This is a genomic window from Rhodococcoides kyotonense, from assembly GCF_900188125.1.
GTDB lineage: Bacteria > Actinomycetota > Actinomycetes > Mycobacteriales > Mycobacteriaceae > Rhodococcoides > Rhodococcoides kyotonense.
In genome coordinates this window covers 79,222-96,492 of record NZ_FZOW01000002.1, presented here as the reverse complement: position 1 = coordinate 96,492, position 17,271 = coordinate 79,222, and the positions used below count along the sequence as shown (strand labels likewise).

The following is a 17,271-nucleotide window of genomic DNA, read 5'->3' as shown; positions in this document are numbered from 1 at the left end:
TTCCAGCTAGAAGGAGTACACCCATGCTCGTGATACTGGGCTTCCTCATGGTCGCCGTCTTCATGTATCTGATTCTCACCAAGCGCGCGACGCCCGTCGTCGCGCTGACGCTGGTGCCGGTCGCGTTCGGCCTGATGGCGGGAGCCGGCCTCGGGATCGGCGACATGATCACCGACGGCATCAAGTCACTGGCACCGACGGCCGCGTTGCTGTTCTTCGCGATCATCTTCTTCGGCATCATGATCGACGTCGGACTGTTCGATCCGCTGGTGAAGGGAATCCTGCGGGTCGTCCGCAACGATCCGATGAAGCTCGTCGTCGGTACAGCCGTGCTGGCGATGGTCGTCTCGCTCGACGGCGACGGCTCGACGACGTTCATCATCGTCACGTCCGCACTGTTGCCGCTGTATCTGAAACTCGGTGTGAGCCCGGTGATTCTGACCGTTGTCGCCGGTCTGTCGAACGCGACGATGAACATCATCCCGTGGGGTGGCCCGACGGTTCGTGCCGCGTCCGCACTCGGCATCTCGCCGTCCGACGTGTTCGTCCCGATGGTTCCGTCGCTCATCGCAGGCTTGATCATCGTGCTGCTGTTCTCGATTCACCTCGGCATCATGGAACGTCGTCGTCTCGGAAAGCTCGTGTACGAACCGGAATTGGTGAAAGCAGCATCGGGTGGATCCGGCGGCACCGGCAAGGCGGATGGTCCGAAGCCTCCCGCCACCGGCGGCGCGGGTGAATCCGGCAGCTTCATGGAGGGCGGACTCGATCCCGAGCGCGACACCCTGCGTCCTAAGTTGTTGTGGTTCAACGCAGCTCTGACCGTAGTTCTGCTCGTCGTCCTCGTCATGGACATCCTGCCGATCCCGGTTCTGTTCATGATCGCTGCGTCGATCGCCCTGACCGTGAACTTCCCGCGTGTCAAGGAACAGGGTGAAGCCATTGCGCGGCACTCGTCGTCGATCGTGTCGGTCGTCGCGATGGTGCTCGCCGCCGCAGTACTCACGGGAGTCTTCCAGGGAACCGGCATGGTCGAAGCCATGGCAGCGTGGCTGATGAACGTCATCCCCGACGCACTCGGCCCCTACCTGGCCGTCATCACCGGCGTGCTGAGCATGCCGTTCACGTTCTTCATGACCAACGACGCCTTCTACTTCGGCATCCTGCCGGTGCTGACGGAAACGGCTGCACAGTACGGAATCGAACCCGTCGAGATGGCTCGCGCGTCGATCACCGGTCAGGCGGTGCACATGCAGAGCCCGCTCGTGCCTGCGATTCTGCTGCTCGTCACGCTGGCAGGCGTCTCGCTCGCCGACCACCACAAGAAGGTGCTGTGGCGCGCTGCCGTCGTGTCACTGACGATGCTCGTCGTCGGTGTCGCACTCGGACAGATCCCCTTCGGCTGATCCACCACCCAGACAGGAGAAGACCATGACCGTCGCAGTCGTCCACAGTCAGTCCGACGAGGGACGCAATGCCCTGGCGGCAGGCGTTCGCGAAGCACGAACACGAGGCACCGAACTGGTTGTGCTGCATGCACTTTCCGGTTCCCCGGAACAGTCGGCCCGCGATCGTGAGGTCGGCGCCGTCGAATCCGCAGTACACGCTCTTGCTCCCGACGCTCGCGTCGAGGCGGCGGTACCCGACCCAGACTCGACGAGCACGCTGCTCGCGCTCGTCGACAAGGTCGACGCGGAACTCGTCGTCATCGGGACACGCCACCGCAGCGCCGTCGGCAAGTTCCTGATGGGGCAGCAGGTGCAGCGTCTGCTTCTCGAGATCCCGGTCGAAATACTCGTTGTCAAATCCAGGTAGAAGTTCGGACCTGGTGCGTGTGAGGCTTGCGCTGCTGACGTAAGCTACGGGTTCTTCAACGGTGAAGTCATCGCCGACAGTCCAAGTGCCCGGGGGCACTCGACCAGTGTGGTGATGACATGAAAGACACGTCGCGAGTCGATGACTCGGGCGCGTACACCGATTCGACGCCGCTGGACGCGTTTCGGGATCTACTGCGATCGCACGTACGCGTCGAGACTCTTCTGCAGAGCGTGGTGGAGCAGGTCGTCGCGGTCGTTCCCGGGGCAGACATGGCCGGCGTGACATTGCCGGGCGAACGCCCCGGTGAGACCGCGACGGCCGCATGCACGGACGGTCGCGTGTTCGCCGTCGACTCGGATCAGTTCCGATCGGGTGAGGGGCCGAGTCTCGACGCGGCCCGCACCCGATCCAAGGTGCGAGCCCGTCTGAGCGACATCGCGGTTCGGTGGCCGACGTTCGCGGCCGATGCCGCCGACGTCGGCGTCCGCAGTTACCTGTCGGTGCCGATTTCGGTGGATACCGACCGGATCGGGTCGCTGAATATCTACAGCTGGACCGACCACGGCTTCAGCGACACCGACGAGATCCTGCTCAGCGTGTTCGCGGCCGCCGTCGAAAGCGCCGTCTGGAATTCGCGACGCGCGCTTGCGGCCCAGACCGAGCTCGACGGTCTTCGTGAGGCGATGCGGACGCGTGCAGCGATCGAACAGGCCAAGGGCATCGTGATGGCAATTCGAGGTATCGGTCCCGACGATGCCTTCGACGTTCTCTCGATCCAGTCGCAGAGCGAGAACGTGAAGTTGTCCGAGATCGCGCGTCGTGTCGTGTTGTCGGTACGCCGAGACACCTGAGAGCGACGATCCCGCGGGCTGTCTTTTCAACCCACGGGATCTGGCGCAGATGACGTCCGGACGGCACCGGCGCCTCAGCTGGCCATGCCCCGTGGACACTCACGCGAAACGCGGGGCGGCGTTTCGGTTGGGACTCGCCTGGGCATGCACGCCAAGACCGCGAGCGCAGCGACCGGATGGGGCGAACGATGGCAACCGAATTGGAGACCGAGGCCACGACCGAACAGGTGTGGAACGTCCTCGCCGACGGCTGGAGCTACGCAACGTGGGTGGTGGGCGCGTCACGCATCCGAGCCGTCGACGAGAAGTGGCCGGCGCAAGGTAGTCGGATACATCATTCGGTCGGCGTCTGGCCACTGGTACTCAGCGATCACACACGTTCGGTGAGCGTGCACGAAGGCCGCGAACTCCGGCTCGAAGCCCGGGCACTGCCGTTCGGAAGCGCGAGCATCACGCTTCGCCTTCATCCGCTGACAACGGGCTGCCGCATCGAAATGATCGAGCATGCGCTGACCCCACCTGCGAACCTCGTTCCCGACTCCGTGCAACATGTTCTGGTGCACCCACGCAACCGGGAGTCACTCCGACGGCTCGCATTCCTCGCCGAAAGGTCGGCCTCACCCGAATGAGCACCACCACAGCGGACGCCGTCGTCATCGGCGCTGGACACAACGGCCTCGTCGCTGCGGCAGCGCTCGTCGATGCTGGGTGGGACGTCGTGATACTCGAGGCCGGTGCCGAGCCCGGTGGCGCGGTGCGAAGTGCAGAACTCGTCCCCGGTTACTCGAGTGATCTGTTCAGTGCCTTCTACCCGCTCGGCGCGTCGTCACCCGCGATCACATCGCTCGAACTGGAACGCCACGGCCTGCGATGGGCTCGTTCCCCTGCGGTCTACGGGCACGCACGGTCGTCGACCGACGAGAATGCGCCCATCGTGTACGACGACGTCGCCGACACCGCGGCAGCGCTCGCCGACTACGACCGACGCGACGGTGATGCTTGGCTGTCGCTGTTCGAGAACTTCACGCGCATCAAGAAACCGCTGCTCGACGCGTTCTTCGGTGGCCCGTTCCCGCCGGTCCGCGCCGGTGCATCGCTGGCGAAGACATTGGGTCCGGCAGAGATGCTGCGTTTTGTCCGATTCATGGCGCTGCCCGCACGCGTCATGGCCCACGAGACCTTTCGCAGCGACGCCGCACGGTGTCTGTTGCTCGGCAACGCGATGCACGCCGACGCCCCGGTCGATGCGTCGGCCAGCGGAGCAATGGGCTATCTGCTGACCATGCTCGGCCAGGACGTCGGATTCCCGGTTCCGCGAGGTGGCGCAAGCGAATTGATCGCCGCGATGGTGCGACGCGCGGGCAAAGCCGAACTTCGGTGCGACAGCCAGGTCAGCCGCATCGGCGTCGAGAACGGCAGGGCGACGACGGTTCACACCGAGTCCGGTGACACCGTGCGTGCCCGTCACGCGATCATCGCCAACGTGTCGGCGCCGTCGCTGTACCAGACGCTTCTGCCCGAGAACGCTCTTCCCCGCCGGATCCACGACGACCTGGAGAAGTTCGAGTGGGACACTCCGGTCGTCAAGATCAACTACGCGCTCGACCGGCCGATCCCATGGCGATCGAAGAGCCTGTCGCAGGCCGGGACCGTCCACTTGGGCGCCGACGACGACGGTCTGCTGCGGTGGATGACGGATCTGACGACGAACGTGTTGCCGAAGCGGCCGTTCATGCTGTTCGGGCAGATGACCACCGCAGATCCGTCGCGTTCTCCTGCCGGCACCGAAAGCGCTTGGGCGTACACGCATCTCCCTCGCGGCGTGACGGACAACGAGTCCGCGGACACCATCGCCGATCGCGCGCACGAGGTGATCGAGGAGCATGCACCCGGATTCGACGCATCGGTCGTGGGCCGCGTCGTGCAGCGCCCGAGCGATCTGGTCGCCGCGAATGCCAACCTGTACGGGGGCGCCGTCAACGGTGGTACGGCACAGATCCAGCAGCAGTTGATATTTCGGCCGACTCCGGGCCTGGGACGGCCGGAGACACCGGTCGAAGGGCTGTTCCTCGGAAGCGCGTCGGCGCATCCGGGCGGTGGAGTGCACGGAGCTGCCGGAATGAACGCGGCACGCGCCGCCCTCGGCCAAAAAGGACTGCTCGGCCCGCTACGCAAACGAGTGACCAGTTCGTTGCTCGAACTGGTCACTCGGTGAACTCCGTGTGTGTCAGACGACCGCGTCTGCAACCGCAGTGAATCTCTGCACCGCGGGTACTGCATTTGCGGCTTCCAGCAGCCGGTGCACCGGATGGCCTTCTACGAGGCACCAGGTGGTGCCTGCTGCGGCAGCGGCGTCATCGAGGGCTGCGAAAACGCGCAACCCTGCGATGCCGAAGAAGTCGACACAGGACAGATCGAGTATCAGGCGTACACCCTGCGCAACTCGTGCGCCTGCGTAGTCGGCGAGGATAGGCGCGCTGCGCATATCGATATCGCCATGCACCGAGACCACCAACGATGCCTCACCTGCTGGTGATGCGTTGAAAATGGCGCCGGTCTCGGTAACGGACACCGAACTGGACCTCGCCGATCGTGCCTCTAGGCCCCCGCCGTTCAACCCCTGTGGAGTAACAGTCATAGCCATCCCATCGTTTGAGCGATTGGGAGGGAAACTGCCCTGATACGAATGAAAAACCGTTGACGGTTGGGATCCATCCGGGCGTCTCCCCCGACGGCTGTTATCTCAACCTGGTCCAACCCTACGGCAACGAACCTCGCACGTATAGTCGCGGCGGTTTCGCCCAGGACTCCGCGGGGCATTCGCCGGATCGAGGGGGCGAACCGACAGCAAGGAAGGCGGCGCCATGAAGGCAGTTACGTGGCAGGGAAAACGCAAGGTCAGTGTGGACACGGTGCCCGATCCCACGATCGAGAAACCGACCGACGCGGTCATTCGTGTGACGACGACGAACATTTGCGGATCGGACCTGCATCTGTACGAGGTGCTCGGGGCGTTCATGAACCAGGGCGACATTCTCGGACACGAGCCGATGGGCATCGTCGAGGAAGTAGGTTCGGAGGTCACGAACCTCGCGGTGGGCGACCGCGTCGTCGTTCCGTTCCAAATCTCTTGCGGCAGTTGTTACATGTGCAATTCGAGTCTGTACACACAGTGTGAGACGACGCAGGTGCGCGAGCAGGGCATGGGCGCGGCGATCTTCGGCTACTCGAACCTGTACGGCGCGGTGCCGGGCGGCCAGGCGCAATACCTCCGCATCCCCCAGGCCCAGAACACTCACATCAAAGTCCCTGTCGGACCGGATGATTCGCGATTCGTGTACCTGTCGGATGTTCTTCCGACGGCATGGCAGGCAGTGGACTACGCCGGCATTCCGGATGGAGGCTCGGTCACCGTGCTGGGTCTCGGGCCGATCGGCGACATGGCGGCACGAATCGCTGCGCACAAGGGATATCGGGTCATCGCCGTCGACCGTGTCCCGGAACGCTTGCAACGCTTGGCCGATCGCGGCATCGAGGTACTGAACCTCGACGACCACGGCAAGAACCTGGGCGACGCGATTCGTGACCGAACCGACGGCCGCGGAACGGATTCCGTGATCGATGCCGTCGGGATGGAAGCGCACGGATCGCCCGTGTCGAAACTGGCACACGACATCACAGGACTTCTGCCCGACGCGATCGCCGGCCCGTTCATGCAGAAGGCAGGCGTCGACCGGCTCAGTGCGTTCTACAGTGCCATCGACATCGTGCGCCGCGGCGGCACCATCTCGCTGATCGGTGTATACGGCGGCATGGCCGACCCGATTCCGATGTTGACGTTGTTCGACAAGCAGATTCAGCTGCGCATGGGTCAGGCGAACGTCAAGAAGTGGGTGAACGACATCATGCCGCTTCTGACCGACGACGACCCGCTCGGCGTCGACGATTTCGCGACGCACGTGCTGCCGCTCGACCAGGCACCGCACGCGTACGAGATCTTCCAGAAGAAGCAGGACGGCGCAGTGAAGGTTCTTCTGAAGCCATGACACGCGTTCGCATGATCAAAGGCGGGCCCCTCATGATCGAGGGGCCCGTCGAGATCGAGATGCCCGACGGCACGGTCGCCGAATCGGACCGAGTCATGGTGGCGCTGTGCATGTGTCACCGCAGTGCGAACTACCCGTTCTGCGACACGAGCCACCGCAAGAAGCGTTAGGCGTTCCAGCGCCGAATCATGGCGTCGGCGAAGCGTTCTTCGACGAAGTCGAGTGCCCGCATTCCGAACACGACGTCCTTCTCCAGTTCGGGCTCTGCGGCGATCAGCGTTCCGACGACGTCGTGCCGCAGGATCTGCTCGTGCACCGCGTCGGCTTCGACGTGCTCGGCGTAGAAGTGCACGCACGGCTCAGGTGCACCGAGGCGCTTCATACCGTCGACGAGCCTCGCCGCGCCAGGAGACGACGTGATCTCCGTGGCCGCGAAATGTCCCACTGCCGCTCCTCGCAGCGAACGATGCAATCCGAACAGCGACATGACGTTCACGACGGCCAACATCTCCGCGGCCGAGGTGTCGATGTACGCCAGGTAGGCGGTGTCCATGTCCGCAGCGCGCATCGCGTCGGCGAACAGCTGCTGGTGCAGTCGATTGCCTTTGCCTGCACCGTATTCGTCGTATTCGACGGCCACGAACGATGCCTTGGCCTGCCCTGTCAACCGAGGAATGGCGAACGCGTGCGGGTCGGCTTCCTTGAGGTGGTACAGCGACCTGTTGGCCAGGTACTCCTGCATCTGCGCCCACGACGCATGATCGCGCAGGTACCACGAAGGACCGGTTCCGCTCTTGGGCTCGATCGACAGCGCGTCCATCTCTGCGACCGCGTCGTCACCCGGCTCGACGAAAGCCCTGAGGCACGAGAGAAATCGGCGTTCCAGCACGCGACGGAAACCGAGGATGTCGGTGTTCCACTCCCAGTCGTCGTCCACGCCGTCGAAACCGCGGTAGTGCAACTCGTAGCAGACGTACAGCGCCAGCTGAGCGTCGCCGCCGAGAGGGTCGACGTCGTCGACCATGACCGGAAAGGTGATCGACGTCGCCGGATCACCACGCAGCGCATCGACGACGGCTTCGGACAGAGGGCCACGCGGAGTCGGAAGTTTGCCCGGACGCGTGAAATCGGTCGAATCGACAACGGGTGCTGTGGACGTCATTCGTCGCGGTTACCCCTGCGGCCAGGGTACGAAACGGTGTCCGGGCGCAGCTCGTCGTGGTGGATGCGCATCGCGTCGATCAGCACCGAGAACACCCGATGAGCTGCGGCGAGATCCGCGTCGGGCAGATCCGCGAGAGCGGAATGGGTCTTGGCTCCGAGCGGGCCGAAGAAGCCGCGCGCGACGTTCATGCCGTGGGTGTCGTAGCGGAGGATGACCTTGCGTCGATCCCGTTCGTCCTTCTCACGCCTGATGTGGCCCGACGCGATCATGCGCTCCACGAGGTACGTCATCGCCGCCGACGTCAGTCCCAGCTGGGCCCCGAGTTCACCCGCCGTCAGCGGCTTGCCGTCGACGTCGGCGACCATGATGAGCAGAAGTGCCCGAAAGTCGTTGGGCCGCAATTCGTGCAGCGCTCCGAACGCACGCCCGATCTCCTCGGACACCGACGAGAGCGCACGGACGTCCGACGAGATGAGGGACTCCAGTTCGCTGCGGTCGGGCACGACGCACACACTATCGCGCTGCGGACGACTCACATCTCTCAGTTGCTTAATAGTTAAGTTGATGAGATTGTTGGCGCGTGAACTTCTGGATCCGATTTGCCCGATTGGTCACCTCGCGCCGATCGTGGGCACTCTCTCTCGTCGTCGTCCTGCTGTCCCTCGGCTTCATGGCCGCCGTCGGCGAGAACGATTCCGCCGGAAGCGCACCCTCGTCGGTGCCATCCTCGGCCGAGTCCACGCAGGTCACCGAGCTGCTTGCCCAGTTCCCCGACGCGGATACCGCGCCCGTCATCGTCGTCGTGTCCAGGACCGACGGCGAGACCCTCACCGACTCCGACACCGCCGCAGCCCAGCAGGTACTGGACCGAGTCGGTGACGCCTCCCCTCTCGTACCCGCTCCCGACGGCAAAGCAACCCTCGGACTGGTCCCGATCGATGCGTCGTTGTCCGGTTTCTCGCTGAACGACCTCGTCACCTCGATGCGTGACGCCGCCGTCGACGGTCTCCCCGACGGCCTGCATGCTCAGGTGACCGGCGGCCCCGCGTTCGGCGCCGACATCGCGAACTCGTTCTCCGGAGCCAACTTCACACTGCTCGCGATCACCGCGCTCGTCGTGGCGATCCTGCTGATCGTGACCTACCGGTCCCCGATCCTGTGGCTCGTGCCGCTCGTCGTCATCGGACTCGGCGACCGCGTCGCGACGTCGGTAGGAACGGCGCTCGCGGACCTCACCGGACTGTCGTTCGACGGCTCGACGTCGGGCATCACGAGCGTCCTCGTGTTCGGTGCAGGCACGAACTATGCGCTGCTGCTGATCTCCCGCTACCGCGAGGAACTTCGGCGAACAACACTTCATCGAGTGGCTCTCGAACGCGCTGTCCGCCACGCAGGCCCTGCGATCCTGGCCAGCAACGCGACCGTCGTCCTCGCGCTGCTCACGTTGCTGCTGGCTCTGCTGCCGAGCACACGCAGCCTCGGTGCGCTCGCCGCGGCAGGACTCGTCGTCGCAGCAGTATTCGTTCTGGTCGTCCTGCCCCCGCTGCTCGCGTTGTGCGGGCCGAAGTTGTTCTGGCCGTTCGTTCCCGGGCCCGACGACAAAGACACGTCGACGTCGGGTGCATGGTTCCGCGTCGCCGCCTCCGTGTCACGACATCCGATCCGCACGGCAAGCGTCACGATCGTCGCGCTCGTCGGTTGCGCCGCAGCACTTCTCGGAACCGGAATCGGACTGTCGCAGACAGAGCAGTTCCGGGTCACGGCCGAATCCGTCGAAGGATTCGAGACCTTGTCGGCGCACTATCCGGCAGGCTTGGCCGACCCGACGACCGTCGTCGCGCCCACCTCTTCGGCCGCCGAAGTCGAAGGCGCGCTCGACGCGTCACCGAGAATCGAATCCTTCTCTCGCGTCGCGGACTCGGGCACCGGCCTGACGCGATGGTCGGTCGTCACCGACACCGCTCCGGCGTCCGACGACGCATTCGCCGCAGTCACCGATCTACGCGCGTCGTTCGACGGCATTCCCGGCGCACTCGTCGGCGGTAGCGATGCCCAGGCCCTCGACACGTCCGACGCGGCCGCGCGTGACCGGTTGGTCGTCGTACCTGCGATTCTCGTCGTCGTACTCGCGGTGTTGATCGTGCTGCTGCGTGCCGTCGTCGCGCCGATTCTCTTGGTCGCCACCACAGTTCTCAGCGCTCTCGCCGCCCTCGGAGTCGGTAGTTGGGTCAGCTCGGAGGTGTTCGGATTCCCTGCACTCGACGACAACGTGCCGCTGTACGCGTTCCTGTTTCTCGTCGCGCTCGGCGTCGACTACACGATCTTTCTCGTCACGAGGACCAGGGAGGAAACACCCGGTCACGGCACACGAGCGGCCATCGTGCGTGCCGTCGGCGCGACGGGTGGCGTCATCACCAGCGCAGGCATCGTCCTCGCCGCCGTGTTCTGCGTGTTGGGCGTTCTTCCGCTCATCACGCTCACACAGCTGGGAATCATTGTCGGACTTGGCATTCTGCTGGACACGTTCGTCGTACGCACACTCGTGATCCCAGCCCTGTTCACCCTGATCGGCCCGGGGATATGGTGGCCGAACCGAATCGATTCGAACAGTTCGGAATCGACAGCACAGAAGGAGCGCGTCTCATGAAAGTACGGTCGATGATCACCCGCACGGCAGTCGCGGCAGCATGCGCAACGCTGATGGGCGCGGGCGTCGCGCAGGCGGCACCGCCGTCGGGATCAGCAGGATGGGAACCGCTCACCCCGGTCCCGTCGCTCGACGTCGAACGGTATCTCGGCACGTGGAATCAGGTCGCGGCGATTCCGCAGCCGTTCAACCTGGAATGCGCTCGTGACACGCAGGCGAACTACCAGTTGATCGATCCGTCGAACATTCGAGTCGAGAACACGTGCACCACATGGACGGGCGGGACCAACGGCATCGTCGGCAACGCACGCGTCAATGACACGGTGACGAATGCCCAACTGCACGTGAGCTTTCCGGGAGTTCCGACGCAGGAGAGCCTCGACGGCCCGACCAACTACATCGTCGCGTACATCGCGGACGACTACTCGTGGGCGCTCGTCGGCGATCCGCTGCGGACGAGCGGCTTCGTGCTGTCCCGCTCCCCCGAGGTGAGTCCCGAGAAGTTCGGCGAGATCCGCGCGGTCGTGCAGTCGAAGGGTTACAACCCGGCGACCCTGCTGACCTCCCCGACGCCGGGCGGCGCGACGGATATCCGGCCGCTCTAGGCGCTTCGCGCATGTGCACGAAAATGCATAGCGGGCTATGCATTTTCGTGCACGTGCGGCGGAGCCGCCTCATTCGACATTGAACGCCACCTTGCGCAGCAACCCCGACAAGGTCTCGAGCTCGTCCGCATCCAGACCGTCGAGAAACTCGCGATCCCGTTCGAGGCGGACAGGAAAGACCCGGTCGACGAGGTCGCGCCCGGCCTCGGTCAGCTGCAGCAGCACCACCCGCGCGTCGCGCTCGAAACGCAACCGCTCGACCAGACCCTCCTTGACCAGACGCTCCGAGATCTTGGTGGTCGACGCGCCGCTGAGCATCGTCACCGACGTCACCTCGCTGGCACGTAGCGCTCGATCGGCGCGACGCAGCGCACTGAGGACGTCGAACTCGGCACGCGAGACGCCCATCGGAGCCAGCGTCGCGTCGAGCAGATGATTGGCCTTCGCGGAGATCCGACCGATGCGGGCGAGCACCTCGATCGGTGAGGTGTCGACGTCGGGAAAAGTCGTCGACCATTCGCGTCGGATGTGGTCGACGAAATCTCCGCCCGATTTCTGCGCCGGAATCATGCCCGCAACCCTACGACGCCACACTTTAATTTACTAGTGAAATACATGTAAACTAGTCGGGTGACCGCGACACTCGACAGACTTCGACACTCCCGTTCCGCGCTCGCCCATGCCGTGTCCCGCAGCACGTGGAGACAGGCAGCGCGCATGGGCCGCGCCGACGCGTCGGTCGCTCCGGCCGTGCGTGTCGGCCTCGCTGTCGGTGTCGTGCTGATCGGCGGAGGACTCCTCGGTCACCCGGAATTCGCCGGTTTCGCCGCGCTGGGCGCGTTGGTCTCGGCATTCGGTCGGTACGAGCCGTACCCACGCCGCGCAGGGAAGTTGACCGTCGTCGGCGTACTGATCGCCGTCTACGCGACGTTCGGCGCAGTCCTCGGAGCATCGACGACGTCGTTCGCCGTGCAGGCATCCGCGATCTCGGTCGCCGCAGGCATTGCGGCTCTCCTTCTCGCCGCGTTCGAGATCACCGGACCGGGCCCGGTCATTCTCATCTTCTCCGCGACGGCCGGTGTCGGCTTCGGCCACGCGGCAACGGACGTCGCAGCCGTCTTCGCGGCAGTCGTCATCGGCGCTGTCATCGGATGGGTCGCGGCAATGCTTCCCGCCCTGCTCCACCCGGTCGGTCCAGCGCAGCTCGCCGTCGCACGCGCACTCGCGGCCGTCGACACGCGGCAACAGACCCCCGCACGCGCCGCGATCGCGCGGGCGCGCACCGTCGTAGCCCTGAGCAACGGCCGCCGCCCACGCGAGCACAGCCTCGGTCTCGTCACGCTCCTCGACGACGCAGAAGCCCTTCTCGATGCCTGGGCTCGCGGGGACGAGGCGTCGCATGCACAGGACGTTCTGGCACACGAACGTGCACTGAGAAAGATGCGGCGTTACGACGCGTTGCCGGTCCGGGCCGCGGAACTGTCGTCGCGCCCCAAGAGCTTCTTCACGACGGGGCTCGAGCGCCTGACGTCGAAGTCGTTGCTGCTGAACGCTGTTCGCATTGCCGCAGCTGCCGCTACCGCTGCGTGGTGCGCAACCGCGTTCGGATTCGAGCACCCTTTATGGGCGACGATGGGCGCACTCGCGGCCATGCAGGGCATCACGTTCCACACCACGGTTCAGCGCGGCATTCAACGATTGCTCGGAAATGTCGGCGGCGCGGTGGTCGCCGCGGGTCTCATCGCTCTGTCCCTCGGGTACTGGCAGACGACGGTCGCGATCGTCGTCTGCCAGATCGCCGCGGAGCTTCTGGTCATGCGGAACTACGCGCTGACGTCGCTCGCGATCACCCCGATGGCACTGATGATGACGGGTCTGGCCGGACACCTGTCACCGTCGGTCGTGATCGACCGCATCGCCGACACGCTCATCGGAGTGCTCGTGGGCGTCGTGATCGCGGCGGTCACCATCGAGGCCGGGGACCGTCAGCACGTGGTGCGCTAGCGCAGGATCGACGCGACCGGTGTGGACGCACGACCGATCAGCTTCTGCAGATCGCCCGAGTCCGTGTCGAGGTCACCGCGTGAGATTCCGGCGTCTGCGCTGGCCAGCATCTCGGCGACGAAGTCCGGCAGACCCGCGCCTTCCAGGATGCCGCGGTACTCGGCTTCGCTGACGTCCTTGTACTGCACGGGCTTTCCCGCGTTCTCCGAGATGACGGCGGCCAGCTCGGCCAACGTCAGGTGCTCGTCGCCGCCGAGCTCGTAGATCTTTCCGCCCTGGTTCTCGGACAGAAGTACGACGGCAGCAGCAGCGGCGTAGTCGGCACGCGACGCGGCAGCGATCTTGCCGTCTCCGCCCGCGCCGAGCAACGTGCCACCCTCGACGGTCTGCTGCAGCGACGCGGAGTAGTTCTCCCAGTACCACCCGTTGCGCAGGAACACGGCGGGCACGGAGGACTCGGCCAGCAGCTTCTCGGTCGCGAGGTGCTCGGTGGCCAGCGTCACGCCGGACGTGTCAGCCGCGAGGATGCTCGTGTAGGCGATCAGAGAGACACCGGCGGACTCGGCCGCATCGATCACGTTGGCATGCTGAGCAACCCGCTGCCCGACGTCGGATCCCGACACCAGAAGCAGCTTGTCGACGCCGGTCAAGGCCGCCTTCAGGGCATCTGCGTCGGAGTAGTTCGCGACTCGGACCTGGACGCCGCGGTCGGCCAGCGATTCCGCTTTTGCCGCATCACGCACGACGGCGACGATGTCGGCTGCGTCGACTCCGCGATCCAGAAGCTCCTCGACGACGAGTGCTCCGAGGTGTCCGGTCGCACCGGTTACTGCAATGGTCATGGCTTTTCCTTCGGCTAGAACTTCTCGGTCGCGACCCACTATGCACTTACTTTTCGTACAGTGCAACCCATTGGATAAGCGATTACTGAAAGTTATGCGCTAACATCGGACCCATGGACAACCTCGAAGCCGATGTCTTCGCGCGCAACTGCGGCTCACGCGAAGCGCTGCAGAACGCGACGAGCAGGTGGGGCATCCTCGCTCTGGCCGCACTCGCCGAGGGTGACTATCGGTTCAACGCGCTGCGCCGCCGAGTGGACGGCGTCAGCGAACGCATGCTGTCGCAGACTCTGCAGACCCTGGAACGCGACGGCATGGTCATCCGCACCGTCCTCGAATCCATCCCACCGAAGGTCGAATACAGCCTGACGCCCCTGGGCCGCCAGGTCGCCGAACACCTCATCGGGCTCATCGAGCTCGTCGAGTCCTCTCTGCCCGACGTCGTCGCATCGCGCGAGAGGCACGACGCAAGCCAGTGACGCCAGCCAGTAGAGAGGAGTGGGAGCCTGCGGAATGCCCCGAAAAATCAGCAGTGCGCTGCTAGCGTGCTGCCGGTGTCAGGAATCCGTAGAAGGTCCTTTCTCGCCGCGTCCGGTGTGACGGCGCTCGGAACGTTCGCACTCGGGTCCGGCACCGCCTCGGCGACGCCGACGGGTCTGGCCGTCGGCCGCGGCATCGGTGACATGACGGGCGAGCCCCTCGGCGCCGGGATGAACGGTTACGCGGTTCTCGAACAGTCCTCGGCAGGGCTGCATCTTCGGCAACGGGCGCGTGCGTTCGTCTTCGTCGACGACGCGTCGCAGCAACGGCTCGTGCACGTCACGTGCGAGGTCGGCCTGATGTTCGAGAGCATCTTCGAAGAAGTACTGCGACGCCTGCACACTCGATACGGCGACACCTACCACCGCGGCAACGTTCTTCTGTCCGCGACGCATACACACGGGGCCCCGGGCGGCACCGACGGTCACCTCCTCGTCGACATCACCACCCTCGGATTCCGTCCGGTCACGTTCGAATCCAACGTCTCCGGAATCGTCGACGCCGTCACACGTGCTCACGACGACGTGCGGCCGTCCGCCGTGTCTATCGCGTCGGGTTCGTTGACCGACGCCGGAGTCAACCGCTCGCCCGCGGCGTTCGAGCGAGATCCCGACAAGGCCGAGTTTCCGGGCGGCATCGACCCACGCACCGTCAACCTCCAGGTCTCCCGCGGTGGTGATGTCGTCGGAGTCATCAATTGGTTTGCGACACACGGCACATCGATGAAGGCGACCAACGTGCTGGTCAGCACCGACAACAAGGGCTACGCAGCATGGCACTGGGAACGTGAGATCGAAGGAGTCGACTATCGAGATCCCAGCTTCGTCGCCGCATTCTGCCAGAGCACTCCGGGCGACATCACCCCCAATCTCGACAGGCAACCCGGTACCGGCCCGACCACCGACGAATTCGAGAACACTCGCATCATCGGACTCCGCCAGTTCGACGCGTCCCGCACACTCACCGAAGATACTGCGCCACAGCTCGATTCGGGAATCGACGTTCGCTGGGTGTACGTCGATTTCTCACAGGTCACCGTCCGCCCCGAATTCACCGGCGACGGCCTGACACACACAACGAGTCCCGCAGCGCTCGGTGCCGCATTCGCCGCATCCAGTCAGGAGGACGGCGGAGGTGTTCCCGCGCTCGGCCTGCAGGAGGGTGAGCGCGGCGGCAATCCTGCACTGGCAGCACTGAGTTCGGTGATCATGCCCCAGTGGTTGCGCGACGCCCAGGCTCCGAAGGACGTGATTCTGCCGGTCGGGCTCATTCCCGGAGTCGTCCAGCAGATTCTGCCGTTCCACCTTGCCCGCCTCGGTAGCTTCCACCTGTTCACGTGCCCGTTCGAGCCGACGATCGTCGCGGGTTCACGCCTTCGGACCGCACTCGCCGACGCCCTCGGCGTAGACCGCGAACTCGTCGTCGTGCAGGGATACACCAACGGCTACGGCCACTACGTGACGACGCCCGAGGAATACGATCACCAGGATTACGAGGGCGGCGCAACAGCTTTCGGGCGCTGGCAGCTACCGGCGACGATTCAGGTCGCGGTGGATCTGGCGTCGGCGATGCGCGACGGCCGTCCCGTCGACAGCGGAACGTCTCAGCGCGACCTGACCGGATCCATCCCGAGTGCGCCGACCGGAAACCCGTTCGTCGATCTCCCCAGTCCTGGAAAGATTTTCGGTGACGTGCTCGTCCACCCAGCACCGAGCTATACCGTCGGGCAGCAGGTGGTGGCGCGGTTCTGCGGAGCGAATCCCAACTCGAATCTACGACGCGACGACACCTATCTCGCCGTCGAGCGCGCCGACGGTACCGGATTCACGCGGGTCTTCGACGACGGCGACTGGTACACGAAGATCCTGTTCGACAACGTCGGCCCGTTCACCGAAACCACGGTCACATGGGACATTCCGACATCGCAGCAGCCGGGTCGATACCGCATCGTCTACTTCGGCGACACTCGATCCCTCGACGGCAGTCTGACGCCGTTCACCGGTATCACCGCCGAGTTCGATGTCGCCTGAGCGCCGCGCCGTCGCGTTGATGGCCGCCCTGACGTTCACGACCGGCATCGCCGACGCGGTCGGGTTCCTCGCGCTGGATCGGATCTTCGTCGGCAACATGACGGGCAACGTCATCGTCCTCGGCATGGGGGTCGCGGGCGGTGACGATCTGCCCGTGTTGGGGCCGGTCATCGCGCTCGTGTCGTTCACGTGTGGTGCTGTCGCAGCGGGTTTCGCTCTTCGCGGACACCCAGGTCCCTGGACCGGTCGCACGACGGCATTGCTGGCCGGGGGCGGTCTCGTACTCGCCGCTGCTGCGGCCGCGATGTTCTTCCTCGACACCGAGACCGACACCGACGACGGCACCGGCATCCGGACCATTCAGATCGCCGTGGCGGCCGCGTCGTCACTTGCGATGGGCATTCAAGCCGCGGTGGCACGCAGCGTCGCGGTCCGCGACATGCCCACGGTCGTCGTGACCTCGACGCTGACGTCGTTCGCCAGCGAGTCGGTGACGAAGCCGAACACCGGGACAGCCCGTTTCCTCGACCGGCGCATCGGCGCCGTCGCCGCCATCTTCGTCGGTGCCGTCGTCGGGGCTCTTCTGCTGCTCGTGCACCCGGGAGTCGCACTGCTGACGGCGGCCACGGTGACGCTGGCCGTAGCGGGCGTCGGACATCGTTCCGTGCGACCTTGGACACGTCCGGCGACGTAGGCAGTGCACATAGTAAAGCACTTGTATAG

18 protein-coding genes are annotated in these 17,271 nt (G+C 65.0%); 13 read left to right on the top strand and 5 right to left on the bottom strand.

Translation table 11 applies throughout. The features are described 5' to 3' along the window. Positions 1–23: 23 nt before the first annotated feature. From CHB96_RS03305 to CHB96_RS03285, 5 genes are all read left to right on the top strand, one after another. A complete protein-coding gene (locus CHB96_RS03305; RefSeq protein WP_089243176.1) occupies positions 24–1,406 on the top strand; it encodes a CitMHS family transporter in 1,383 nt (460 codons plus the stop codon). A gap of 25 nt (positions 1,407–1,431) precedes the next feature. After that, positions 1,432–1,815, top strand: a complete 384-nt coding sequence (locus tag CHB96_RS03300; RefSeq protein ID WP_089243175.1) for a universal stress protein — start codon at positions 1,432–1,434, stop codon at positions 1,813–1,815. Positions 1,816–1,934: 119 nt separating this feature from the next. Continuing rightward, positions 1,935–2,669, top strand: coding sequence for an ANTAR domain-containing response regulator (locus CHB96_RS03295; RefSeq protein ID WP_089243174.1), 735 nt, complete (start codon positions 1,935–1,937; stop codon positions 2,667–2,669). Between the two features lie 188 nt (positions 2,670–2,857). After that, positions 2,858–3,298 carry an SRPBCC family protein gene (locus tag CHB96_RS03290; protein WP_089243173.1) on the top strand — a complete coding sequence of 147 codons (441 nt, stop codon included), beginning with the start codon at positions 2,858–2,860 and terminating at the stop codon, positions 3,296–3,298. Continuing rightward, on the top strand, positions 3,295–4,884 hold the full coding sequence (locus CHB96_RS03285) for a phytoene desaturase family protein (protein ID WP_089243172.1): 1,590 nt from the start codon (positions 3,295–3,297) through the stop codon (positions 4,882–4,884). Before CHB96_RS03290 ends, CHB96_RS03285 begins: the two co-directional genes overlap by 4 nt. Positions 4,885–4,896: 12 nt before the next feature. On the opposite strand, the gene CHB96_RS03280 is transcribed toward CHB96_RS03285, so the two are convergent. Beyond that, a complete protein-coding gene (locus CHB96_RS03280; protein ID WP_245865200.1) occupies positions 4,897–5,241 on the bottom strand; it encodes an STAS domain-containing protein in 345 nt (114 codons plus the stop codon). Positions 5,242–5,533: 292 nt separating this feature from the next. Between CHB96_RS03280 and CHB96_RS03270 the strand changes: the two genes are divergently transcribed. Both CHB96_RS03270 and CHB96_RS03265 read left to right on the top strand, forming a co-directional pair. Then, positions 5,534–6,715, top strand: coding sequence for a zinc-dependent alcohol dehydrogenase (locus tag CHB96_RS03270; RefSeq protein ID WP_089243169.1), 1,182 nt, complete (start codon positions 5,534–5,536; stop codon positions 6,713–6,715). Beyond that, on the top strand, positions 6,712–6,885 hold the full coding sequence (locus tag CHB96_RS03265) for a CDGSH iron-sulfur domain-containing protein (protein ID WP_089243168.1): 174 nt from the start codon (positions 6,712–6,714) through the stop codon (positions 6,883–6,885). The genes CHB96_RS03270 and CHB96_RS03265 overlap by 4 nt, the downstream gene beginning before the upstream one ends. Here the strand turns inward: CHB96_RS03265 and CHB96_RS03260 are convergent. Then, entirely contained in the window at positions 6,882–7,877 is a 996-nt protein-coding gene (locus tag CHB96_RS03260; RefSeq protein WP_089243167.1) for an iron-containing redox enzyme family protein, read from the bottom strand. The two genes, CHB96_RS03265 and CHB96_RS03260, sit on opposite strands and share 4 nt — an antisense overlap. Beyond that, complete coding sequence (locus CHB96_RS03255; protein WP_089243830.1) at positions 7,874–8,383, bottom strand: MarR family winged helix-turn-helix transcriptional regulator; 510 nt, start codon at positions 8,381–8,383, stop codon at positions 7,874–7,876. The genes CHB96_RS03260 and CHB96_RS03255 overlap by 4 nt, the downstream gene beginning before the upstream one ends. A gap of 167 nt (positions 8,384–8,550) precedes the next feature. Here CHB96_RS03255 and CHB96_RS03250 point away from each other — a divergent pair, with 167 nt between their 5' ends. Both CHB96_RS03250 and CHB96_RS03245 read left to right on the top strand, forming a co-directional pair. Continuing rightward, on the top strand, positions 8,551–10,527 hold the full coding sequence (locus tag CHB96_RS03250; protein ID WP_089243828.1) for an MMPL family transporter: 1,977 nt from the start codon (positions 8,551–8,553) through the stop codon (positions 10,525–10,527). Next, positions 10,524–11,132, top strand: coding sequence for a lipocalin family protein (locus CHB96_RS03245; RefSeq protein WP_089243166.1), 609 nt, complete (start codon positions 10,524–10,526; stop codon positions 11,130–11,132). The genes CHB96_RS03250 and CHB96_RS03245 overlap by 4 nt, the downstream gene beginning before the upstream one ends. A 69-nt stretch (positions 11,133–11,201) precedes the next feature. Here the strand turns inward: CHB96_RS03245 and CHB96_RS03240 are convergent, their stop codons facing one another. Then, positions 11,202–11,702: a MarR family winged helix-turn-helix transcriptional regulator gene (locus CHB96_RS03240; protein WP_089243165.1), complete on the bottom strand. Its 501-nt coding sequence runs from the start codon at positions 11,700–11,702 to the stop codon at positions 11,202–11,204. Positions 11,703–11,762: 60 nt separating this feature from the next. Between CHB96_RS03240 and CHB96_RS03235 the strand changes: the two genes are divergently transcribed. Continuing rightward, positions 11,763–13,136 (top strand): FUSC family protein, encoded by a 1,374-nt coding sequence (locus tag CHB96_RS03235; RefSeq protein WP_245865198.1) that lies wholly within the window; start codon positions 11,763–11,765, stop codon positions 13,134–13,136. On the opposite strand, the gene CHB96_RS03230 is transcribed toward CHB96_RS03235, so the two are convergent. Continuing rightward, complete coding sequence (locus CHB96_RS03230; RefSeq protein WP_176444118.1) at positions 13,133–13,978, bottom strand: SDR family oxidoreductase; 846 nt, start codon at positions 13,976–13,978, stop codon at positions 13,133–13,135. The genes CHB96_RS03235 and CHB96_RS03230 overlap by 4 nt on opposite strands. A gap of 113 nt (positions 13,979–14,091) precedes the next feature. On the opposite strand from CHB96_RS03230, the gene CHB96_RS03225 reads away from it, so the two are divergent. The 3 genes from CHB96_RS03225 to CHB96_RS03215 all read left to right on the top strand — a co-directional run bounded on the left by CHB96_RS03225 (position 14,092) and on the right by CHB96_RS03215 (position 17,242). Further along, positions 14,092–14,457, top strand: coding sequence for a winged helix-turn-helix transcriptional regulator (locus CHB96_RS03225; protein ID WP_089243164.1), 366 nt, complete (start codon positions 14,092–14,094; stop codon positions 14,455–14,457). Positions 14,458–14,532: 75 nt separating this feature from the next. Next, positions 14,533–16,548, top strand: coding sequence for a neutral/alkaline non-lysosomal ceramidase N-terminal domain-containing protein (locus CHB96_RS03220; RefSeq protein ID WP_371828978.1), 2,016 nt, complete (start codon positions 14,533–14,535; stop codon positions 16,546–16,548). Next, positions 16,538–17,242, top strand: a complete 705-nt coding sequence (locus CHB96_RS03215; RefSeq protein WP_089243162.1) for a YoaK family protein — start codon at positions 16,538–16,540, stop codon at positions 17,240–17,242. The genes CHB96_RS03220 and CHB96_RS03215 overlap by 11 nt, the downstream gene beginning before the upstream one ends. Positions 17,243–17,271 lie beyond the last annotated feature (29 nt).